The sequence below is a fragment of the Propionicimonas sp. T2.31MG-18 genome, assembly GCF_964266745.1.
Taxonomy (GTDB): domain Bacteria; phylum Actinomycetota; class Actinomycetes; order Propionibacteriales; family Propionibacteriaceae; genus Propionicimonas.
On sequence record NZ_CAXWGX010000001.1, the window covers coordinates 110,868 to 132,292 of the forward strand.

Consider the following 21,425-nt stretch of genomic DNA (forward strand, 5'->3'; position numbering starts at 1 on the left):
CGGTCCGGCTGGAACCCGCGCAGCGGTCCTCCCGCCGCGCTCGGGGCAGCGCCCTCAGGCCAGGCCGGCGACGATCTCGCGCATGAGTGAGGCGGTCTCGCTCGGCGTCCGCCCCACGGCGACGCCGGCGGCCTCCAGCGCCGCCTTCTTGGCCTTGGCCGTGCCTGCGGAGCCGGTGACGATCGCCCCCGCGTGGCCCATGGTCTTTCCGACCGGCGCGGTGAAACCCGCGACGTAGCCGACCACCGGCTTGGTGATGTGGTCGGCGATGTAGGCGGCGGCGCGCTCCTCCGCGTCCCCGCCGATCTCACCGATGAGCACGATCGCCTCGGTCTCCGGGTCGGCCTCGAACGCCTCGAGCGCGTCGATGTGGGTGCTGCCGTTCACGGGGTCGCCGCCGATGCCGACGGCGGTGGAGAAGCCGATGTCGCGCAGCTCGAACATCATCTGGTACGTCAGCGTCCCCGACTTGGACACCAGGCCGATGCGCCCGGGACCGGAGATCGTGGGCGGGATGATGCCCACGTTCGACTTCCCGGGGGAGATGAGGCCAGGGCAGTTCGGGCCGATCAGGCGCGTGTGGCCCGACTGGCGGGCGTACGCGACGAACTCCGCTGTGTCCCGCACCGGGACGCCCTCGGTGATCACGACGGTGAGGTCGAGCCCGGCGTCCACGGCGTCGACGACGGCCTGGCGGGTGTAGGCCGCGGGCACGAAGACCACCGACGTGGTCGCGCCCGTGGCCTCCCTGGCCTCGGCGACCGTGTCGAACACCGGCACCGGCGCCTCCTCGAAGGTCACCGACTGGCCGCCCTTGCCGGGGGTCACGCCGGCGACGACACGGGTGCCGGCACCGATCATCCGCTGTGTGTGCTTGCGTCCCTCCGAGCCGGTCATGCCCTGGACGATGACGGTGGAGCGCTGGTCCAACCAGATCGACATGTGCGGGGTCCTTACTCGGCCGCGGCGGCCAGCTCGGCGGCCCGGCGGGCCGCATCGTCCATGGTCTCCGACACCTGCACCAGCGGGTGGGCCGCCTCGGCCAGCATGTGTCGTCCGATCTCGACGGCGTTGCCGTCCAGCCTCACCACGATCGGCTTCGTGGCCCGCTCCCCCAGCATGCCGAGGGCGTCGATGATGCCCTTCGCCACCTCGGAGCAGGCGGTGATGCCCCCGAACACGTTGACGAACACCACCTTCACCTGCGGGTCGGACAGGATGATGTCGAGGCCGTTGGCCATCACCTGGGCGGACGCGCCGCCGCCGATGTCGAGGAAGTTGGCCGGGCGCGGCTGGCCGGGCAGGTCGGCGCCCGCGGCCGCGACCACGTCGAGGGTGCTCATCACCAGGCCCGCACCGTTGCCGATGATGCCCACCGAGCCGTCGAGCTTGACGTAGTTGAGGTGCTTCTCCCGCGCGCGGATCTCCAGCGGGTCGTCGGAGGACTCGTCCGCGTAGGCCGTCCAGTCGGGGTGCCGGAAGGCGGAGTTGTCGTCGAGGGTCACCTTCGCGTCCAGCGCGACGATCCGCCCCTCCCCGGTCTTCACCAGCGGGTTCACCTCCACCAGCGTGGCGTCGTTCTCGCGGTACACCTCGCCGAGCAGTACGAGGACGCGGACCAGCTCCTCGCGGTCGGACTCGCGGAACCCTGCGGCGTCGACGATCTCGCGGGCGACGGTCTCGTCCAGCCCGGCGAGCGGGTCGACCTCGACCCTCACCAGTGCGTCGGGACGCTCGCGCGCGAGCGTCTCGATGTCCATGCCCCCCTCGGTGGAGCACATCGCCAGGTAGTGGCGCGTGGAACGGTCGAGCAGCAGGGAGAAGTAGTACTCCTCGGCGATGTCGGCACCCTCGGCCACCATCACCGTCTCGACGCGGTGGCCGTTGATGTCCAGCCCGAGGATCTCGGACGCGCGCTCGGCGGCCTCCTGCGGCGAGCGGGCGAGCTTCACGCCGCCGGCCTTGCCGCGCCCGCCGGTCTTCACCTGCGCCTTCACCACGACGACCGGGGTCCCCAGCTGCTCGGCGGCGGCGCGTGCCTCCTCGGGGGTGCGCGCCGTGATTCCTCCCAGCACCGGCACACCGTGCGCCTCGAACAGGTCCCGCGCCTGGTACTCGAACAGATCCACTCCGACTCCGTCCCTGGTTGATCGCCGCTCCGGCTGCCGTCCCGAGCCTAGTAGGCAGGGCCAGCACCGCGCACGCAGGGCGTCCAGCCCCCGCCGGAAACGGCACGAAGAAGATCTCCTACCCAAATCCTGAACGATTCTGAGAAAGAGCCTAAGAAATGCTAAGCTCCTTCCTGCCCGGCCGGACCGGGCCCGAGCGGTGTACTGGGGAACTCGACGGGGGACTGGTGAACGGACTTCGACTGCGGCCTGACAAGCCACGTCGCGCTCTCCCCTCGGCGCCCGCCCCCGCGAAGCCGGCTCAGGGAATCCGCCAGCTGATCAAGCGCGGCGCCACCGTCGTGGTCGTCTCGGGCATCGCGGTCGCCGGCTTCTCAGCCTTCACCGCTTCCTCCACGAACGCCACCGGCACCGCCTTCGCCGACCAGGGCCCCCTCGTCGTCTCGAGCATCCCGGCCCTCACTGTGGCCACCGCGACCGAGGGCCCCTCGCTGGAGGACCTCGCGGCGCAACGCTCCGAGCAGCTCGCGCAGAGCGGTGAGCAGGTCACCGACACCCAGGAGAGCGCGGCGGCCTCCGCCCGCAGCTCCGAGTTGAGCGGCCAGGCGACCGTGATCTCCAAGGAGATCGACCGCCTCAAGACGCTGAGCAAGTTCCTGTGGCCCACGGCCGGCGGCGTGAGCTCGCCGTACGGGATGCGCCTGCACCCGATCCTGCGCTACTACCGCCTGCACGACGGCGACGACATCGGCGGCAAGTGCGGCCAGCCGATCTACGCCGCCCAGTCCGGCACGGTCGTCAAGGCGGAGATGGGCTACAACGGTGGGTCCGGGAACAATGTCCGGATCGACCACGGGGACATCAACGGCCAGAACGTGGCGACCGCCTACCTGCACATGACCGACTACGTGGTCACGGTCGGCGAGAAGGTCGACAAGGGCCAGCTGGTCGGGCACGTCGGCTCCACCGGCATGTCGACCGCCTGCCACCTGCACTTCTCCGCCTACATCAACGGCCGCGGCACCGACCCGATGCAGTTCATCGGCTGGAACCCCGAGGCGAACCGGAAGGGCGACCCCTACGCCGCGTCGCCCACCGAGGGCTGAGCCCTACAGCTTCTCCATCGGAGCGTGCTTGAGCGAGAGCCGCTTCACCCCTGAGGACCCGAAGTCCACATCGGCCTTCGCCGCGTCCCCGACCCCGGACGTGGCGATGACCGTGCCCATCCCGAAGGTGGTGTGGAGCACCCGGTCGCCCACGTCGACGGACGGGACGGTCTTGATCCCCGGCCGCGCTCCGAAACCCACCGTCGACCGCCACGACTGCTGCGTCCTGGCCGCCGCGCTGGAGGCGTAGCCGGTCCGTGCCACGCCGAGGCGTCGCCAGTCGATCAGGTGCGCGGGGATCTCCTCGGTGAACCGGCTGGCCGGGTTGTACTGCGGCGCCCCCCACTGCGAGCGGACGGTGGCCCGCGTCAGGTAGAGCCGCTGGCGCGCGCGGGTGATGCCCACGTAGGCCAGCCGCCGCTCCTCCTCCAGCTCGTTGCGGTCGACCAGCGCCCGCTGGTGCGGGAAGATCCCGTCCTCGAAGCCGGTCAGGAACACGGTGTTGAACTCCAGGCCCTTCGCGGTGTGCAGGGTCATCAGCGTGACCACGCCCGCCGCGTCGGGGTCGTTGTCGGGGATCTGGTCGGAGTCGGCCACGAGGGCGATGCGCTCCAGGAACGCGGGCAGCGAATCGTCAGGCTCGGGGGCACCGGCCGCCAGCTCGCTCTCGTCCGCGGGCAGGTCGACGGCGTGCGCGGCCGCCACGAACTCACCGGCCACGCTGACGAGCTCGACCAGGTTCTCCAGCCGGCTCTCGTCCTGCGGGTCGGTGGAGTGGCTGAGCTCGTCCAGGTAGCCGGAGTCCTTCAGGATGCCGGCGAGGATCTCGTCCGCGGGCACGCCGTCGGCCACCTTCTGCCTGTAGCCGGCCAGCAGGGCCGCGAACCCCTCGATCTGGTTCAGCGACCGGGTGGCCAGGCCGTTCGCCTCGCGGGCCCGGTCGAGCGCCGCACCGAAGGAGAGCTGCTCGGACGCGGCGAACGCCTCGATCATCGCCTCCGCACGGTCGCCGATCCCCCGCTTCGGCACGTTCAGCACCCGGCGGACGGAGACGTCGTCGTCACGGTTCGCGATCGCGCGGAGGTAGGCGATCGCGTCCCGGATCTCCCTGCGCTCGTAGAACCGCACGCCACCGACCACGCGGTACGGCAGGCCGACCCGGATGAAGACCTCCTCGAACGCCCGCGACTGCGCGTTCGTCCGGTAGAACACCGCCACCTCGCCCGGGCGGCTGGTGCCGGCGTCGGTGAGCCGGTCGATCTCGTCCGCAACGAACTGCGCCTCGTCGTGCTCGGTGTCGGCGACATAGCCGACCAGCAGCTCGCCGTCGCCCGAGTCCGACCACAGCCGCTTCTCCGGGCGGTTCGGGTTACGGGTGATCACCGCGTTCGCGGCGTTCAGGATGTTCTGGGTGGACCGGTAGTTCTGCTCGAGGACGATCGTGCGGGCGCCCGGGAAGTCCGACTCGAAGTCGAGGATGTTGCGGATCGTCGCCCCGCGGAAGGCGTAGATGGACTGGTCGGAGTCGCCCACGACCATCAGTTCCGGCGGCTCGACCTCCGGCCCGTCCCCGTCGCCGGCCGCGGTCGGGTGCGTGCCGCAGAGCTCCCTCACCAGGGCGTACTGGGCGTGGTTGGTGTCCTGGTACTCGTCCACCAGCACGTGACGGAAACGGCGGCGGTACTGCTCGCGGAGGTCGGGGAAGGCCTGCAGCAGGTGCACGGTGGTCATGATCAGGTCGTCGAAGTCGAGCGCGTTGGCCGCCTTCAGCCGCCGCTGGTATTCCGCGTACGCCTCGGCGTAGGTCTCCTCCGTGCTGCCCTCGGCCGCCCGGCTGCGCGCCGACTCGTGGTCGACGAGCTCGTTCTTGCAGGTGGACACCCAGTTGAGCACCGCGCGGACGGGGTAGCGCTTCGGGTCGAGGTCGAGATCGCGGAGCACCAGTGTCATCAGCCTCTTAGCGTCGGTGTCATCGTAGATCGAGAACGTCCGGCTCAGCCCGAAGCGCGAGACGTCGCTGCGCAGGATCCGCACGCAGGCCGAGTGGAACGTCGAGACCCACATCAACTTCGCCCGGTTGCCCACCAGCTCCACCACGCGGTGCCGCATCTCCGCCGCGGCCTTGTTGGTGAACGTGATCGCCAGGATCGACCCCGGGTGCACGGAGCGCTGGCTCACCAGGTGGGCGATCCGGCGGGTCAGCACCCTGGTCTTGCCCGACCCCGCGCCTGCCACGACCAGCACGGGGCTCCCGGCGTGGACGACCGCCGCGCGCTGCGGCGGGTTCAGGTCGGCCAGCAGTTCCTCCTCCGACAGCCGCGCGCGCCGGGGCGCCGGTGCGGCGTCGTCGGGAGTGGCCGGCCCGGGGGCGGCGAAGAGGTCGGGGAACAGGGTGTCAGTCATGGCTGCACAAGCCTAAGCGCTGCCACCGACCTTGATCGCCATGGCTAGGGTGGCGGCATGACCTTCCTCCCGTTGCTGATCCTCGGGCTGATCGCGGCGGTCATCGCGAAGTCGATCATGGGCGTCGAGGGCGGCTGGCTCGCCACCACGCTGCTCGCGCTCGCGGGCACCATGGTCGGCGGCGGCATCGGGCTGGTGCTCAGCGGGAGCGGCGACCTGCCCTTCTTCTCCCTCAGCTCGTGGGCCCTCGCCGTGCTCGGCTCGGTCATCGTGCTGTGGATCTACGGCCGGGTCATCGCGCGCCGCTGACCACCTCGGGACGATTCAGGGTGCCACCCGATGGGACCGGCACCAGGCGGCCCCTACGGTGTCCCCATGGGTTTCATTGCATGGATTCTGATGGGCCTGATCGCGGGCGCCATCGCCAAGTCGATCATGAAGGAACGGGGCGGCTGGCTGTCCAGCCTGGTCACCGGTCTCATCGGTGGTGTCGTCGGCGGCTGGATCGGGAGCGCACTCTTCGACCGCGGCGTCACCGGCTTCTTCTCGCTGTGGTCCTGGCTGCTGGCCATCGGCGGCTCGGTCCTCGTCCTGTGGGTCTACTCCCTGATCACCAGGCGGAAGTAGCGCGAGAGGAGGGGACGGTTCCGGCGCGCCGGGGCCGTCCCTTCCTGCTGCCCGCGGCGCGGCAGGACGACTAGACGAGCTTGCGGTCGGTGGCCCACCGGGTGAGCTGGTGGCGGTTCGACAGCTGGAGCTTGCGCAGGACGCTGCTGACATGGGTCTCGACGGTCTTGATCGAGATGAACAGCTCCCGGGCCACCTCCTTGTAGGCGTAGCCGCGCGCGATCAGCCGCAGCACCTCGCGCTCGCGAACGCTGAGCCGGTCCAGGTCCTCGTCGATGCTCGCCACGTCGATCGCGCCGGAGAACGCGTCGAGCACGAATCCCGCCAGGCGCGGGGAGAAGACGGCGTCCCCGGTCGCCACCCTGCCGATGGCCTCGACGAGCTCGTCCGCCGAGATCGACTTGGTCACGTAGCCGCGGGCGCCCGCGCGGATCACGCCGATGACGTCCTCGGCAGCGTCCGACACCGACAGCGCGAGGAACTTCACGCCCGGCTCGAGCGCGCCGACCTGCTTGATGACCTCCATCCCGCCGCCGCCGGGGAGATGGACGTCGAGGAGCACCACGTCGGGGACGGCGGCGAGGATCGCCGCCACGGCCGTGGGCACGTCCTCACCCTCGCCGACCAGCTGCACCCGTCCGCCGATGTCGTGCTTCACCCCGCTGCGGAACATCGCGTGGTCGTCCACCACCACCACCCGCCAGGCCGCGGGGGTGGGTCGCTCGGTCTCGGTCTCGCTCATCGTGGCAACTCCAGTCTCACCTCGGTGCCCTCGCCGGGCGCCGTCCTGATTATCGCCCGTCCGCCCGCGCGCTTCACCCGCTCGACGATCGAGCCGCGCACGCCCATCCGGTCCTCCTCCACCGCGGCGAGGTCGAACCCGTTGCCGCGGTCACGCACGTACACCGACACCAGCTCGGGATCGACCTCCGCGTACACGTCGATCCGGTCGGCGCCGGAGTGCTTGGCCGCGTTCACCATCGCCTCGCGCGCCGCGCGGACCAGGGCGGTCACCTCCGGCGTCAGCTCGCAGTCGCCGACGCTGACGAGTTCGACGTCCACGCCGTGCCGGTCCTCCACGTCGATGATCTCGCCGGACAGCGCCTCGGCGAGCGTCGCCGAGCCGAGGCTCTCCCCGTACAGCCACTGGCGCAGCTCGCGCTCCTGGCGCCGCGCCAGGGCCGTCACCGCCTTCGGGTCGGACGCCTGCCGCTGGATCAGGGCCAGCGTCTGGAGCACCGAGTCGTGCAGGTGGGCCGCCATGTCGGCCCGCGCGTCGGCCACCAGCGCGTCGTCCCTCGCCCTGGCCAGCGCCCGGCGCACGCGGAGGAACCACGGCAGCGCCGCCAGCGCGAGCGCGGCGACCGCCAGCGCGAGGAGCAGCAGCATGCGCGGGACCTCGCCGATCCCGTCCACCGTCGTCACCACCACCGTCACCGCTGCGGCCAGTGCGGCGAGCCCGACGACCACCGCCACGACCGTCGTCCAGTGGACGAGGAGCGGGGCGATCACCCGCCGCCAGCCCGAACCGCGGCGCAGCTCGCGGGTGGACGCCCGGTCGGCCTGCCACCAGATCATGCCCAGCCCGGCCGCGGCCAGCGCGCCCGCCAGCAGCGGCGCGGGCGGGAGCGCCCAGGCCGACGACTGGAGCAGCCAGAACAGGCCACCACCCAGCAGCACCAGGGCACTGGCCACCCCGTAGTCCACCGGGGTCAGCGTGGCCGCGGCGTCCGGACGCAGGCCCTTGCGGGCCCCCGCCTCCAGGCCCGGCGCCGACCGCTGGCCCGCCTGCTGGGGCATGACCAGCCACAACGCGAGGTAGAGAGCGACGCCGGCGAGCCCCAGGGCCGCCGCGACGACGAAGATCACCCGCACCACCAGTACCGACCAGCCCAGGTGCTCGGCCAGTCCTGCGCACACCCCGCCGATCCAGGCCTCACCGAGGGGACGGGTCGACCGGGGCTGCACGGACGACTCGGCCGGGAGCGCCGGCGCGGCTGCCGCCACGTCGGGAGGGACCTGGACCGGGCCGGGCCGGTCTTCGCCTGCGCTCATGCCGAGCCGCGCACCACCAGTTCGCTGGACAGGATCACCGGCGAGTCCGGGCGCTGGCCGGCGAGCAGTCCGATCAGCATCTCCCCGGCCATCCTCGCCAGGTCGGAGGCGGGGTTGGTCATGGTGGTCAGGCCCGGGTTGGTCTGCAGGGCGGCGATGGAGTTGTCGAAGCCGACCACCCGGACGTCGTCGGGGACGCGCCGTCCGGCCTCGGCCAGCACCCGCATCGCGCCGACGGCCATCAGGTCGTTGGCGACGAACAGGCCGTCGAAGTCGCGCCCTTGGGCGAGCAGCCGCTCGGCCGCCTGGGCGCCGCCGTTGGTCGAGAAGTCCCCACCGGCCCGCAGCGAGGAGTCCAGCCCGGCCGCGCCCATGGCCAGCTCGTAGCCGCGGGCACGCTGCCGGGCGGCGGCCATGTCCATCGGGCCGGTGATCATCGCCAGCCGCCGTGAGCCGCGGGCCAGCAGGTACTCGGTCGCGGTCCGGGCCGCGGTCTCCTGGTCGACGTCCACGTAGCTGAGACCGGGCGTCTCCGGGTCGCCGACGAACACCACCGGCTGGTTCGTGCGGGCCAGCGCCCGGGCCAGGCCGGGGCCGTGGTGGGACACGATGATCGCGCCGTCCACGTGGCCGGACTCCAGGTAGCGCACCATCCGCGACGCGTTGTCGCCGGGCTGTGCCATGGCCAGCACCACCTGCACGTCGGAATCGGTGAACGCCTGCAGCGCACCGTGGTAGGCCTGCGGGAAGAAGGGGTCGGTGAACACCCGCTCGTCGGCCTCCGGCACGATCACCGCGATCGCCCCGGTCCGCCGCGTGACCAGCGCCCTCGCCGCACGATTGGGGTGGTACCCGAGCTGTGCGATCGCCCGGTTCACCGTCTCCGACGTCTTCTCCGCCACGAGCTCGCCACCGTTGACCACGCGGGACACGGTGGCGCGCGAGACCCCGGCCACCCGCGCCACGTCCTCAAGGGTCGGCGCCACGTGGCCCACCTTCAGCATCCTGCTCACCGATGCCTCCTTCACCTGAACCGCTCGGGCCCGTGGTCCTCACTGAAACCAGCCTGCACTGGCCCCGGGCAGCCGGTGGGGCTGCTCATCGAGCGAAGGATACCGAAGCGCCCCCACGGGCGGAGCGCCCTTTCGAACCTCCGCCCCCGGGCCGCCTGCCCGGGCGGACGGCCCGTCCCCTCACCCCTTGACGGCGCCGGCCATGATGCCGGAGACGAGGTGGCGTCCGGCCACCGCGAACAGTGCCAGCAGCGGCAAGGTGGCGAGGACGACACCGGCCATGATCAGCGACATGTCCTTGAAGTAGGACGCCTGGAGCAGCTGGAGGGCCACCGGCAGGGTCGGGTTGGAGGATCCCAGCACGATGAACGGCCAGAAGAAGTTCGTCCAGCTGCCCACGAAGGTGAACAGGGCGAGCATCGCCGCCGCCGGGCGGGCCGCGGGGAGGGCGACGTGCCAGAACGTGCGGATCATCGAGCAGCCGTCCACGCGGGCGGCCTCGATCAGCTCGTACGGCAGCGCCTCGGACAGGTACTGGGTCATCCAGAACACGCCGAACGCGGTCACCATCGCCGGCACGATCACCGCGATCAGCTTCCCGGTCCAGCCGAGCTTCGACATCACGATGAACAGCGGGATGATGCCGAGCTGGGTGGGCACGGCCATCGTCCCGATGACGAAGGCGAGCAGCCCGTTGCGCCCGCGGAACCTCAGCTTGGCGAAGGCGTAGCCGGCCAGGGTGGAGAAGAACACCACCGCGACCGCCGTGACCACGCTGACGATGACGCTGTTGGCCATGGCCTGCCAGAAGCCGATGCCGGCGGTCAGCACGCGGTTCACGTTCTCGAAGAAGTGACCCTGCGGGATCGGGGACGGGATCGGGTTACGGGCGATGTCGCCGGCCGTCGAGGTGGACAGCAGGAACGCGTAGTACAACGGCAACGCGGAGATCAGCACGACCAGCGAGAGCAACGTGTAGGTGACCCAGCCGGGACGGCGCAGGCCGCCCTCCATCCGGTCGCGACGACGCGCCGCGGCGCGGGCGGCACCCTTGCCGGCCAGCTGGTGGGTGGTGGCGACGGAGGTCATTTCACCAGCGCCTTTCGCATCGGGCGGACGTCACCGCTGGAGATCCGGCGCGTGATCGCGTAGTTGATGAGGGCGAACGCGACGATGATGAGGAACAGCAGCCAGGCCACCGCTGCCGAACGGCCGAGGTTGCGCTGGCTGTTCCAGCCCAGCTCGTAGAGGTACATGGTGACCGTCATCCACTCGCGGTCGGGTCCGCCGAGGCCGAAGTTGTCGTACATCCGAGGCTCGTCGAAGATCTGCAGGCCGCCGATCGTGGAGGTGATCACCACGAAGATGATCGTGGGGCGCAGCATCGGCACGGTCACGTTGATGAAGGTCTGCCACCGGCTGGCGCCGTCGACGACGGCCGCCTCGATCACGTCGCGCGGGATCGCCTGCATGGCGGCGAGGAAGATCAGGGTGTTGTAGCCGGTCCAGCGGAAGTTCACCATCGTGGCGATCGCCACGTGCGACCACAGCCGGTCCGAATGCCAGCCGATCGGGTCCAGCCCGATGTTGGTCAGCAGGGCGTTGATCACGCCGGACTCGTCGGCGAACAGCTGGCCGAACACCAGCGACACCGCGACCGGGGCCACGACGTAGGGGACCAGGACGCCCATGCGCCAGAAGGTCTTGGCACGAAGGTTGGCGTCGAGCACGCTCGCGATCCCGATCGCCAGGATCATCTGGGGGACCGAGGAGAGCAGGAAGATGCTGAAGGTGTTCACCACCGCGTCCCAGAACCGCGGCTGGGCCAGCACGTACTGGAAGTTGCCGAACCCGATGAAACCCTGGTTCCCGGTGATCAGGCTCCACTTGTTGAGGGCGACCCAGCCGGTGTACAGCAGCGGGAACATGCCCACGAGGGCGAACAGGATGAAGAACGGTGCGATGTAGAGGTAGGGAGCGCTCTTGACGTCCCATCGGCCGAGTCGTTGACGCCAGGTCATCGTTGACACCTTTCGCGGGGGTCAGGCGGTGGGGTGGGGTGCACAGGTGCACCCCACCCCACCGTCGGAGTTGGTGCTCGACCGGTCAGCCGAGGGCTTCGAACTCCTTGATGGCCTGCGCCCACGAGTCGGTCGCGGACTGCTTCTTGGTCACGTCGACCCGGTTGATGGCGTCGGAGACGACCTGACGAACCGCGAAGTACTGCGGGCCCTTGAACGGCACCACGGTGACGGCCTTGGCGCGGTCGGCCAGGATCTGCCCGGTCGGCGCGTCGTTGAAGAAGGCGTTCTTCACACCCAGCAGGTCAGGGCTGCTCAGCGCCTCGACCTGGCTCGGGAAGGTGCCCTTGGCCTTGAACGCCTTGATCTGCTGCTCCGGAGCGGTCAGCCACGCAGCCAGCTCACGAGCCGCAGCCTGGTTCGCACCCTGCGCCGGGACGGTCAGGTAGGAGCCACCCCAGTTGCCGCCACCACCGGGGAAGGTGTTGGCGATGTCCCAGCCCTCGACGCCCTTGGCGTTGCCCTCGATCACGCCGAGCATCCAGCCCGGGCACAGCATGGTGGCGAACTTGCCCTTCTGGAAGGCGTTCACCCAGTCCGGCTGCCACTGCTGCAGGTTCGCGGACAGCTTGTCATCGACCGACGCCTTCAGGATCGAGGTGTACATGTCCTTGACCGGCTGGTTCTCGCCGAGCGGGATCAGGACCTCTTCGGTGTCGGAGGAGGAGAAGGCGTTCGGCAGCTGGTTGATCTGGCCCTGCATGATCGCATCGGCCGAGTCGAACCAGGCCACGCCGCCGGACTTGGCGACGAACTGCTTGCCCAGGTTGAAGTAGTCGTCCCACGTGGTGCCCAGGGCCTTGGCGACCTCTTCACGGTCGGTCGGCAGGCCGGCCTTCTTGAACAGGTCGGAGCGGTAGCACACGGCCTCGGGGCCGATGTCGGTGCCGAAGGCGACGAGCTTGCCGTCGGTGGTGGTCGCGGCCTTCGTCTTCCAGTCCAGCCAACGCCCGGCCACGTCGTCACCGCTGAGGTCCATCAGCTTGTCGGCGGTCTGCATGACGTCCGGCATCCAGTCGACCTCGATGGCCTCGATGTCGCTCAGGCCCGAGCCCGCCGCGAGCTTGCTGAAGTAGTTCTCACGGGCCTCGTTCGAGGTCGCGGCCTTCTTCGGGACGATCGTCACGTTCGGGTGGGAAGCGGTGTACTCGGCGAACAGGTCGTCGTAGCCGAACTCGTTGAACGTCGCGACGGTCAGGGTGACCTTCTGGTCACTCGGCGCCGCCGACGTGGCCGACGGGGCGGGGGCGGCGGAGGTGCAACCGGCGAGCAACAGGGCGAGACCTGCAGCCGTGGCGGCCCCCCGAATCAGGGATGAGCGCATTGGACTCCTTCGTCTGCGGCGGGATGGACCCGCGGTAATGCCATCAACTGGGACCCCCACGCCCGGAAAGAAATGAGAGCGCTCTGAGGGATCTCCGCAAGTCAATACTGCAAACGCTCTCACCGTCAAGCGACGTTTCCGGATCGTTATCAAACAGAACGTTTCGTGCACGCGGTCACCATGTCACCCACAACCCCGGGCGAGGATGCGGGGAGGCTTCAGGGTCATCCCCCATGGTCGGCGCGACCCCCGGTGCGTTGAATGGAGACGTGCCAGAGAACCTGCCCGTGATCAGCCGTCCCCGTGACGGCGCGATGCTGGGCGGCGTGTGCGCGGGCCTCGCCCGCCGCTGGCAACTCGACCCCAACCTCCTGCGCATCGCGCTGGTCGTGCTGAGCGTGTTCGGCGGGCTCGGCCTCGTCGCGTACGGCTCCGGCCTGCTGCTGATGCCGCGCGACGGGCAGGCGGAGATGCCGGTGCGGCGGATCCTCCCGTTCACCCGGAACTGGTCGACCGGCGCGGTGGTCGCCGCCACCATCGCGACGGCGGTCGTGGTGCTCGCGATCGGCGGCTTCAACGGCATCGGCCTCGGCCCTGCCGTGGTGATCTTCCTCGTCTGGTTCTTCGGGTTCCGCGGACGCGGCTCGCGGGTCCCCACTCCCCCGCCCGAGCCCACTCCCTTCGAGCGCGCGGCGGAGAACTGGCGCGTGCGGCTCGTCGAGCAGCAGACGCCGGGGTACGAGTCGACGGCGCTCGCCGCGCCGGAGACGCAGCGGTGGGAGCAGCCGTACACCGACCCGGCCTCCGATCTCGCCGTCCGCGACGACGACCTCCCTGCGCAGGTGCCCGTCCGGCGGACGCGACGCAGCTGGCGGCTGTGGTGGCTCGCGCTGGTCCTGGTCGGGAGTGCGGTGCTGGCGGTCACCCTCCTCGGGCTCGCCGGGTTCCCCGCCACCCCTCTCGCCTACGCCTCCGCCGTCCTGGCGGGCCTGGGGCTCACCCTGCTCGCGTCCACCCGCCCGGGTCGCCCGCCCCTCCTGCTGCCGGCCACGATCGTCGCGGCCGTGGCCACCGCGAACCTGCTGGTCGCCTCCCACGGGCTGCAGCCGCCGTCGGTCGGCGAGCAGGTGCACCGGTTCGCCTCGGGTGCCCAGATGCCGCGGCAGCTCGACCTCACGGCCGGCGACCTGACCGTCGACCTGACCGGCCTCGCGCTGGCCGGGGACCAGTCGCTCGACGTCCACGTCGGCGCAGGGCAACTCACCCTCCAGGTGCCCAGTGATGTCACGGTGGTCGTCGACTGGACGGTCAAGGCCGGCGAGGCGCACACCACGGACGGGACGCGGACCGAGAGCCGTGACGGGCTCGACCTTTCCGGGGCCACCACCTACGCGGCGGCAGACCCTGACGCCCCCGTGCTGCACGTCAGGGCAACCGTCGACCTCGGCGAACTGGACGTGACGCGATGAGCCGCGACCGCGCCGCCTTCGCCTTCGGGCTGCTGGCCCTCGTCCTCGCGGGCCTCGGCCTGTGGTCCGCCTACGGACGGGTCGACTGGCAGCTGGCCGGAATGCTCGCCCCCGTCGTGATGGTCGTCGCGGGGATCGGCATCCTCGTCCTCTCCCGACGGCCCCACTGATCACCCACAAGAGATTTCACGAAAGGAAACAACCACCATGAAGCAACCCCTCACCCGCTCCTCGAGCGACAAGTTCATCGCCGGCGTCTGCGGCGGTGTGGCCCGCTCCCTGGGCATCGACTCCGGCCTGGTCCGGATCCTCACGGTCGTGCTGTCGCTGTTCTTCGGCGTCGTGATCGCGATCTACGTCGCCCTTTGGCTCGTCCTGCCCCTGGAGGAGGGCGGCCCGACCGGCTTCGACGAGCTGAAGAAGATGTTCGGCGGCAACTCCGGCAACACCAACAGCGGGAACAGCGACTTCCGCTGACCCACACCAGCACGAGCGGTGAGGGCGGTGACACCACCGTCCCTCACCGCTCGTGTGCTGTCAGGGCGCGCCCTACTCCCACTCGATGGTGCCCGGGGGCTTGCTGGTGACGTCCAGCACCACCCGGTTGACCTCCGGGACCTCGTTCGTGATGCGGGTGCTGATCCGCTCGAGCAGGTCGTAGGGCAGGCGGCTCCAGTCGGCGGTCATCGCGTCCTCGCTGGAGACCGGCCGCAGCACGATCGGGTGCCCGTAGGTGCGCCCGTCGCCCTGGACGCCGACGGAGCGGACGTCGGCCAGCAGCACCACGGGGAACTGCCAGATCGCGCCGTCGAGCCCGGCGGCGGTGGTCTCGGCCCGCACGATCGCGTCGGCGGCCCGCAGGATGCGCAGCCGCTCCGCGTCCACGGCCCCCACGATGCGGATGCCCAGGCCGGGCCCGGGGAACGGGTGCCGGCCCACGATGTGCTCGGGGAGGCCCAGTTGGCGACCGACCTCGCGCACCTCGTCCTTGAACAGGGTGCGCAGCGGCTCGATGAGCCGGAACTGGAGGTCGTCGGGAAGGCCGCCCACGTTGTGGTGACTCTTGATGTTGGCCGCGCCCTCTCCACCCCCGGACTCGACCACGTCGGGGTAGAGGGTGCCCTGCACGAGGTAGTCGATCGGCCCCTCGGCGTTGACCCGGCGCGCCGCGTCCTCGAAGGTCCGGATGAACTCCCGTCCGATGATCTTGCGCTTGGCCTCCGGGTCGCTCACCCCCGCGAGCGCGCCCAGGAACCGCTCCTGCTCGTTCGCGACGACGAGGTGCACCCCGGTGGAGGCGACGAAGTCCTGCTCCACGCGCTCGGCCTCGCCCTCGCGCAGCAGGCCGTGGTCGACGAACACGCACGTGAGCTGGTCGCCGATCGCCCGCTGGACGATCGCCGCCGCCACCGCGGAGTCGACGCCGCCGGACAGGGCGCAGAGCACGCGCGCATCCCCGACCTCGGCCCGGACGCGGGCGACCTGCTCGTCGGCGATGTTGGCCGACGTCCACGTGGGACGGCAGCCGGCGAGGTCGTACAGGAAGTGCTCCAGGACGCGCTGGCCGTGCTCGGAGTGGAGCACCTCCGGGTGCCACTGGACGCCCGCAAGGCGGCGGTCCGTGTCCTCGAAGGCAGCGACGGTCGCGCGCGGCGACCGGGCGGTGACGGTGAAGCCGGCCGGGGCGGCGGTGACCTCGTCGCCGTGGGACATCCAGGAGGTGAGCTCGGACGGCAGGCCCTCCAGCAGTCGTCCCGGGGCGAGCACCTCGACGCGGGTGCGACCGTACTCGCGCTGGCCGGTACGGGCGACGGTCCCGCCGAGCGCCTGGGCCATCGCCATGAAGCCGTAGCAGATGCCGAAGACCGGCACCCCGGCAGCGAGCAGGGACGCGTCCAGCTGCGGGGCACCGGGCTCGTACACCGAACTGGGCCCGCCGGAGAGGATGACCGCCTTCGGCCCGCGGGCCAGCACCTCCGCGACCGGCATCGTGTGCGGGACGATCTCGGAGTAGACCCTCGCCTCACGGACCCGCCGGGCGATGAGTTGGGCGTACTGGGCGCCGTAGTCGACGACCAGCACCAGATCGTGATCTGCGCTCATGGCGGGAAGTCTAGGGCCGCGGCACCGGGGCGCCGGACGCCTGCCCGCTCTCGGATGGCAAGACACGGTTGACCGTTCAACGGACGCGCCGCTACCCTCCAGCCATGACCTCGACGAGCCCCGCAACCATGTGTTGCTCTTGTGCGCCGTCGATGGCCTGTTGTCGAATGCGCTGACCAGCCGCGCCCGAAACACCGACGACACCACCATCGGATCCCCCACGCGGGACCCCTCACCCATGCCCTCGGGCGGCCACGAAGGCCGTCCAGCAAACGCAGCACAACCAGGAGCGACATGTCCTACCATCCCGACACCCTGAGCGTCCACGCCGGACAGGAGGAGGCCGACCCGGCCACCAACGCCCGCGCGGTGCCGATCTACCAGACCACCTCCTACGTGTTCGACGACACCGAGCACGCCGCCGACCTGTTCGCCCTGCGGGTGCCGGGCAACATCTACACCCGGATCATGAACCCGACCCAGAGCGTGTTCGAGACCCGGCTCACCGCGCTCGAGGGGGGCGTCGGAGCCCTGGCCACCGCCTCCGGCGCCGCGGCCATCACCTACGCGGTGCTGAACCTGACCTACGCCGGCGACAACATCGTCGCGCTGTCGACGCTCTACGGCGGCACCTACGCGCTGTTCGCCCATACCCTGCCCCAGTACGGGGTGACCGTGCGCTTCGTCGACCCGAACAAGCCCGGGGACCTCGCGGCCGCGGTCGACGACCGGACCCGCCTGGTGTTCGGCGAGACGATCGGCAACCCGGCCATCAACGTGATCGACCTCGACGCCTGGAGCGAGGCCGCGCACGCCCTCGGACTGCCGTTCATCGTGGACGCCACCGTCACCACCCCGATCCTGGCGAAGGTGTTCGAGCACGGCGTCGACGTCGCCGTCCACTCCGCGACCAAGTACATCGGCGGCCACGGGACGTCGGTCGGCGGCATCATCGTCGACTCGGGGAACTTCGACTGGGCCGCCCACGCCGACCGCTTCCCCGGCCTCACCGCGCCCGACCCGGCCTACCACGGCGTGGTGTGGACCGACGCCGCCGGCCCGGCCGCCTACATCATCCGGGCGCGCACCGTGCTGCTGCGCAACACCGGCGCGGCGGTCTCCCCGTTCAACTCCTGGCTGTTCCTCCAGGGGCTGGAGACCCTCCACCTCCGCCTCGAGCGCCACTCGGCCAACGCCCTCGCCGTGGCGACCTACCTCGAGGGCCACGAGAAGGTGGCCTGGGTGAACTACCCGGGCCTCGACTCCTCCCCGTACAAGGCCGTGGCCGACCGGGTCTTCACCGGGCGCGGCTACGGCGGCATCCTGGCCTTCGGGCTGAAGGCCGGACGCGAGGCCGGCTCGACCTTCATCGAGTCGCTGGAGCTGTTCTCGCACCTGGCGAACATCGGGGACGCGAAGTCGCTCGCGATCCACAACGCGACGACGACCCACTCCCAGCTGACCGAGGACGAACTGGTCGCGGCCGGCGTGGCCCCGGAGATGGTGCGCCTCAGCCTCGGCATCGAGCACGTCGACGACCTGATCGCCGACCTCGACCAGGCGCTGGCCCGGATCTGACCGACAACAACCGACGACACGACAAAGGAAAAGGCGGACTAACGACCATGGCGTACTTCGAGGACGCGACCCGGCTCATCGGGCGCACCCCGCTGGTGAAGATCAACCGGCTCTACGGCGACAGCACCGCGCTGGTGCTGGCGAAGCTGGAGTTCTACAACCCCGCGAACTCGGTGAAGGACCGCATCGGCGTGGCGATCATCGACGCCGCCGAGGCGTCCGGTGAGCTCCAGCCGGGCGGCACGATCGTGGAGGGCACCTCGGGCAACACCGGGATCGCGCTCGCGTTCGTGGGCGCGGCGCGCGGCTACAAGGTCATCCTGACGATGCCCGAGACGATGTCGAAGGAGCGGCGGGCGCTGCTGCGGGCCTTCGGCGCCGAGCTGGTGCTCACCCCGGGCCCGGAGGGCATGAAGGGCGCGGTCGCCCGCGCGGAGCAGATCGCGGCAGAGACCCCCGGAGCGGTGCTGGCCCGCCAGTTCGCCAACCCGGCCAACCCAGACATCCACCGGCGCACCACGGCAGAGGAGATCTGGGCCGACACCGACGGCACCGTCGACTACGTGGTGGCCGGCGTCGGCACCGGCGGCACGATCACCGGTGTGGGCCAGGTGCTGAAGGAGCGCAAGCCGGAGGTCCGGATCGTCGCCGTCGAGCCGGCCGAGTCCCCGCTGCTGTCCGGCGGCCAGCCCGGCCCGCACAAGATCCAGGGCATCGGGGCGAACTTCGTGCCCGACATCCTCGACCGGTCGGTGATCGACGAGGTGCTGCCGCAGTCCAGCGAGACCGCGGTGGAGTGGGCCCGCCGGGCCGCCCGTGAGGAGGGCCTGCTGGTCGGCATCTCCTCCGGCGCTGCGCTCGCCGCGGCCGGCGAACTCGCCGCCAGGGAGGAGAACGCGGGCAAGACCATCGTGGTCGTCGTCCCATCCTTCGGAGAGAGGTACTTGTCCACCGTGCTGTACGCGGATCTACTGGACTAGTGCACCTGACCCTGCCCCGACGCGCGTGGGCGCGCATCCAGGAGGACCTCGACACCGCGATGCGGGAGGACCCGGCCGCCACCTCGAAGGTGCTGGTCGCCCTGACCTACCCCGGGATCCACGCAGTGTGGATCCACCGGCTGTGCCACCGGCTGTGGACCACCACCCCGGCGCTGCGCCCCCTGGCCCGACTGCTCTCGCAGTGGTCCAGGGGGCTCACCGGCATCGAGATCCACCCGGGCGCGGTCATCGGGCGACGCTTCTTCATCGACCACGGGATGGGCGTCGTGATCGGCGAGACCGCGCAGATCGGCGACGACGTGCTGATGTACCACCAGGTCACCCTCGGCGGGCGCAGCCGGGGCAGGTTCAAGCGCCATCCGACGATCGGCAACAACGTGCTGCTGGGGGCCGGCGCCAAGATCATCGGGCCGATCACGATCGGCGACGGCACCAAGATCGGCGCCAACGCCCTCGTGGTGAAGGACGTGCCGCCGAACTCCGTGGTGACCGGCATCCCCGCGAACACGATCCCGGGCGACGTCATCGCCTGAGCGGTCCTAGAGTGCTGCCATGAGCCCACTCTCCTACGACCCGAAGACCACGGTCGGCGGTGCCGCCGCCACCTTGACCATGGCAGGGCTGGCGATCGGGCTCATCGCCGGGCTGGTGGCACCGCTCTACGCGATCATCGCCGGCGTGGCCGGCGTCGTGGTGGCCGGAGCGTTCTGGTTCATCCCTGCGACGTCGTGGCAACCGCGGACGATCGCGCGCCTGGGGCTCGGGCTCGTCGTCGGCGCCGCGCTGTCCTACGCGCTGGCGAGGCTCGGGTTGCTGCCGCAGGGCGTGCTCGGCCCCCGCTAGGCTGAACGCGTGCAGAGCGACCCCGAACTCGAGCGGCTCCGCGGCTCCATCGACAACCTCGACGCGGCGATCATCTGCCTGCTCGCCGAGCGGTTCAAGATCACCCAGCGGGTCGGCCTCCTCAAGCGCGAGCGCGGGCTGGCGGCCGCCGACCCCGAGCGCGAGGTGCAGCAGATCGCCCGGCTGCGCGAACTGGCGCACGGCGCCAACCTCGACCCGGAGTTCGCCGAGAAGTGGCTGAACTTCGTGGTCGCGGAAGTGGTCCGCCACCACGAGGCGATCGCGGCCGAGTAGCACGCCCTCCTCACCGGCCGGCGCCGGTCACCAGCCAGGCGTCGCCGCGGACGCGGTGGCGGAGGAAGCCCCAGCGGATTGCCATGAACGCCATGAACACGACCCACAGCACGCCCACGGCGAGCGGGTCGCCGAGCGGCTCCAGGCGTTCCGTCCCCGCATGCACCAGGAGCACCAGCGGCAGGTAGAGCGCGAACGTCGCCGCCATCGCCCCGGCAAGCCAGCGACCGTCGCCGGCGCCGATGAGCACCCCGTCCACCACGAACACCAGGCCGGAGAGCCAGCCGGTCGCCCCGACGACCAGCAGCGCGACGGCGAGGGCGTCCCGGACGGCGGGGTCGGTGGTGAACAGCACCGGCAGCACCCGGTGCAGGGACGCCAGGAGCAGGCCGAGCACCAGGCCCGACCACCCACCCCAGCGGACCATCGTGGACGTGGCCGACCGGGCGCCGGCCACGTCACCGGCTCCCAGGGCCTTGCCGGTGAGCGCCTGGGCGGCGATGGCGAGCGCGTCGAGCGCGAACGCCTGGAACGTCCAGATGGTGCTCGCCACCTGGTGCGCGGCCAGCGGGACGTCCCCCAGGCCCGCGGCCACCCAGGTGGTGACGAGGAGGATGGCGCGCAGCGCCACCGTCCGTACCAGGAGCGGGACGCCGGTGACCGCGGCCCGCAGCACGCGGCCGGGCTCGGGCCGCAGCGGCGCCCGCAGGCCCACGGCGCGGCGCACCACGACCACCACGAGCCCGGCGGCCATGGCGGTCTGGGCGGCCACCGTCCCCCAGGCCGAGCCGGCGATCCCCCACCCGAGGCCGAGGACGAACCACAGGTTGAGCACCACGTTGCCGCCGAACCCCCCGATGGAGGCGACCAGCGGCGTCCGGGTGTCCTGGAGACCGCGCAGCGCACCGGTGGCGGCCAGCGCGACGAGCATCCCGGGAACGCCCGCCGACGAGATGCGCAGGTAGGTGACCGCGTGCGCGAGCACGTCGGCCGACGCCCCGAACACCGCGCACAGCGGCTCGGCGGCGAGCGCGACGCCGGCAGCGGTCGGGACGCCCAGGAGGAGCGCCAGCCACACCCCGTCCAGCCCGGAGGCGAGCGCCGCCCGCTGGTGCCCCGCACCGACCTGCCGCGCGACGATCGAGGTGGTGCCGTAGGCGAGGAACACGAACAGCCCCGCGGCGGTGACCAGGATCGCGCCGGCCACCCCGAGGCCGGCCAGCTGCGGCGTGCCGAGGTGCCCGACGATGGCGGTGTCGGCCAGCAGGAACAGCGGCTCGGCGACCAGCGCCAGGAAGGCGGGCACGGCGAGCGCGAGGATCTGGCGCGCCTGCCGATCACCCTTGTCCACGCGCCCACGGTAGGGCGTGGACGGCAGCCCGGGCCCGGGCCACCGGCG

Annotated in this window: 22 protein-coding genes; 11 read left to right on the top strand and 11 right to left on the bottom strand. The window is 71.0% G+C overall.

From position 1 onward, the window contains the following. Positions 1-54: 54 nt before the first annotated feature. On the bottom strand, positions 55-942 hold the full coding sequence (sucD, locus tag ACFQQJ_RS00470; RefSeq protein WP_377103095.1) for a succinate--CoA ligase subunit alpha: 888 nt from the start codon (positions 940-942) through the stop codon (positions 55-57). Between the two features lie 11 nt (positions 943-953). Further along, on the bottom strand, positions 954-2,129 hold the full coding sequence (gene sucC / locus ACFQQJ_RS00475) for an ADP-forming succinate--CoA ligase subunit beta (protein ID WP_377103096.1): 1,176 nt from the start codon (positions 2,127-2,129) through the stop codon (positions 954-956). Positions 2,130-2,287: 158 nt separating this feature from the next. On the opposite strand from sucC, the gene ACFQQJ_RS00480 reads away from it, so the two are divergent. After that, entirely contained in the window at positions 2,288-3,235 is a 948-nt protein-coding gene (locus ACFQQJ_RS00480; protein ID WP_377103097.1) for a M23 family metallopeptidase, read from the top strand. A gap of 3 nt (positions 3,236-3,238) precedes the next feature. Here the strand turns inward: ACFQQJ_RS00480 and pcrA are convergent, their stop codons facing one another. Then, positions 3,239-5,638 carry a DNA helicase PcrA gene (gene pcrA, locus ACFQQJ_RS00485; protein WP_377103098.1) on the bottom strand — a complete coding sequence of 800 codons (2,400 nt, stop codon included), beginning with the start codon at positions 5,636-5,638 and terminating at the stop codon, positions 3,239-3,241. A gap of 57 nt (positions 5,639-5,695) precedes the next feature. On the opposite strand from pcrA, the gene ACFQQJ_RS00490 reads away from it, so the two are divergent. Together ACFQQJ_RS00490 and ACFQQJ_RS00495 are read left to right on the top strand one after the other, a co-directional pair. Then, positions 5,696-5,947 (top strand): GlsB/YeaQ/YmgE family stress response membrane protein, encoded by a 252-nt coding sequence (locus ACFQQJ_RS00490; RefSeq protein WP_377103099.1) that lies wholly within the window; start codon positions 5,696-5,698, stop codon positions 5,945-5,947. 66 nt (positions 5,948-6,013) lie between these two features. Continuing rightward, positions 6,014-6,265: a GlsB/YeaQ/YmgE family stress response membrane protein gene (locus ACFQQJ_RS00495; protein ID WP_377103100.1), complete on the top strand. Its 252-nt coding sequence runs from the start codon at positions 6,014-6,016 to the stop codon at positions 6,263-6,265. Between the two features lie 70 nt (positions 6,266-6,335). Here the strand turns inward: ACFQQJ_RS00495 and ACFQQJ_RS00500 are convergent, their stop codons facing one another. The 6 genes from ACFQQJ_RS00500 to ACFQQJ_RS00525 form a co-directional block, all read right to left on the bottom strand. Further along, positions 6,336-7,007, bottom strand: a complete 672-nt coding sequence (locus ACFQQJ_RS00500; RefSeq protein ID WP_377103101.1) for a LuxR C-terminal-related transcriptional regulator — start codon at positions 7,005-7,007, stop codon at positions 6,336-6,338. Then, on the bottom strand, positions 7,004-8,320 hold the full coding sequence (locus tag ACFQQJ_RS00505) for a PspC domain-containing protein (RefSeq protein ID WP_377103102.1): 1,317 nt from the start codon (positions 8,318-8,320) through the stop codon (positions 7,004-7,006). The genes ACFQQJ_RS00500 and ACFQQJ_RS00505 overlap by 4 nt, the downstream gene beginning before the upstream one ends. Further along, entirely contained in the window at positions 8,317-9,324 is a 1,008-nt protein-coding gene (locus ACFQQJ_RS00510) for a LacI family DNA-binding transcriptional regulator (protein ID WP_377103922.1), read from the bottom strand. The genes ACFQQJ_RS00505 and ACFQQJ_RS00510 overlap by 4 nt, the downstream gene beginning before the upstream one ends. 189 nt (positions 9,325-9,513) lie before the next feature. After that, the gene (locus ACFQQJ_RS00515; RefSeq protein ID WP_377103103.1) at positions 9,514-10,422 is read right to left on the bottom strand and encodes a carbohydrate ABC transporter permease; all 909 of its coding nucleotides are present in this window, start codon (positions 10,420-10,422) and stop codon (positions 9,514-9,516) included. After that, positions 10,419-11,354, bottom strand: a complete 936-nt coding sequence (locus ACFQQJ_RS00520) for a carbohydrate ABC transporter permease (RefSeq protein ID WP_377103104.1) — start codon at positions 11,352-11,354, stop codon at positions 10,419-10,421. Before ACFQQJ_RS00520 ends, ACFQQJ_RS00515 begins: the two co-directional genes overlap by 4 nt. 85 nt (positions 11,355-11,439) lie before the next feature. Next, complete coding sequence (locus ACFQQJ_RS00525; protein ID WP_377103105.1) at positions 11,440-12,738, bottom strand: ABC transporter substrate-binding protein; 1,299 nt, start codon at positions 12,736-12,738, stop codon at positions 11,440-11,442. Between the two features lie 269 nt (positions 12,739-13,007). Between ACFQQJ_RS00525 and ACFQQJ_RS00530 the strand changes: the two genes are divergently transcribed. The 3 genes from ACFQQJ_RS00530 to ACFQQJ_RS00540 are packed head-to-tail and all read left to right on the top strand — an operon-like array spanning position 13,008 to position 14,684. Next, entirely contained in the window at positions 13,008-14,207 is a 1,200-nt protein-coding gene (locus tag ACFQQJ_RS00530; RefSeq protein WP_377103106.1) for a PspC domain-containing protein, read from the top strand. Then, the gene (locus ACFQQJ_RS00535) at positions 14,204-14,377 is read left to right on the top strand and encodes a hypothetical protein (protein WP_377103107.1); all 174 of its coding nucleotides are present in this window, start codon (positions 14,204-14,206) and stop codon (positions 14,375-14,377) included. The genes ACFQQJ_RS00530 and ACFQQJ_RS00535 overlap by 4 nt, the downstream gene beginning before the upstream one ends. Positions 14,378-14,414: 37 nt before the next feature. Next, positions 14,415-14,684, top strand: a complete 270-nt coding sequence (locus ACFQQJ_RS00540; protein ID WP_377103108.1) for a PspC domain-containing protein — start codon at positions 14,415-14,417, stop codon at positions 14,682-14,684. Between the two features lie 72 nt (positions 14,685-14,756). On the opposite strand, the gene guaA is transcribed toward ACFQQJ_RS00540, so the two are convergent. Next, positions 14,757-16,310: a glutamine-hydrolyzing GMP synthase gene (gene guaA, locus ACFQQJ_RS00545; protein ID WP_377103109.1), complete on the bottom strand. Its 1,554-nt coding sequence runs from the start codon at positions 16,308-16,310 to the stop codon at positions 14,757-14,759. Positions 16,311-16,604: 294 nt separating this feature from the next. Between guaA and ACFQQJ_RS00550 the strand changes: the two genes are divergently transcribed. The 5 genes from ACFQQJ_RS00550 to ACFQQJ_RS00570 are packed head-to-tail and all read left to right on the top strand — an operon-like array spanning position 16,605 to position 20,026. After that, positions 16,605-17,888: an O-acetylhomoserine aminocarboxypropyltransferase/cysteine synthase family protein gene (locus ACFQQJ_RS00550; protein WP_377103110.1), complete on the top strand. Its 1,284-nt coding sequence runs from the start codon at positions 16,605-16,607 to the stop codon at positions 17,886-17,888. Between the two features lie 47 nt (positions 17,889-17,935). Beyond that, positions 17,936-18,868 (top strand): cysteine synthase A, encoded by a 933-nt coding sequence (gene cysK / locus ACFQQJ_RS00555; protein ID WP_377103111.1) that lies wholly within the window; start codon positions 17,936-17,938, stop codon positions 18,866-18,868. A gap of 59 nt (positions 18,869-18,927) precedes the next feature. Then, entirely contained in the window at positions 18,928-19,422 is a 495-nt protein-coding gene (gene epsC / locus ACFQQJ_RS00560) for a serine O-acetyltransferase EpsC (RefSeq protein WP_377103924.1), read from the top strand. 19 nt (positions 19,423-19,441) lie between these two features. After that, positions 19,442-19,732, top strand: coding sequence for a hypothetical protein (locus tag ACFQQJ_RS00565; RefSeq protein WP_377103112.1), 291 nt, complete (start codon positions 19,442-19,444; stop codon positions 19,730-19,732). A gap of 9 nt (positions 19,733-19,741) precedes the next feature. Next, on the top strand, positions 19,742-20,026 hold the full coding sequence (locus tag ACFQQJ_RS00570; protein ID WP_377103113.1) for a chorismate mutase: 285 nt from the start codon (positions 19,742-19,744) through the stop codon (positions 20,024-20,026). Between the two features lie 10 nt (positions 20,027-20,036). Here ACFQQJ_RS00570 and ACFQQJ_RS00575 read toward each other — a convergent pair whose 3' ends face one another. Then, positions 20,037-21,377, bottom strand: a complete 1,341-nt coding sequence (locus ACFQQJ_RS00575) for an MATE family efflux transporter (RefSeq protein WP_377103114.1) — start codon at positions 21,375-21,377, stop codon at positions 20,037-20,039. Positions 21,378-21,425 lie beyond the last annotated feature (48 nt).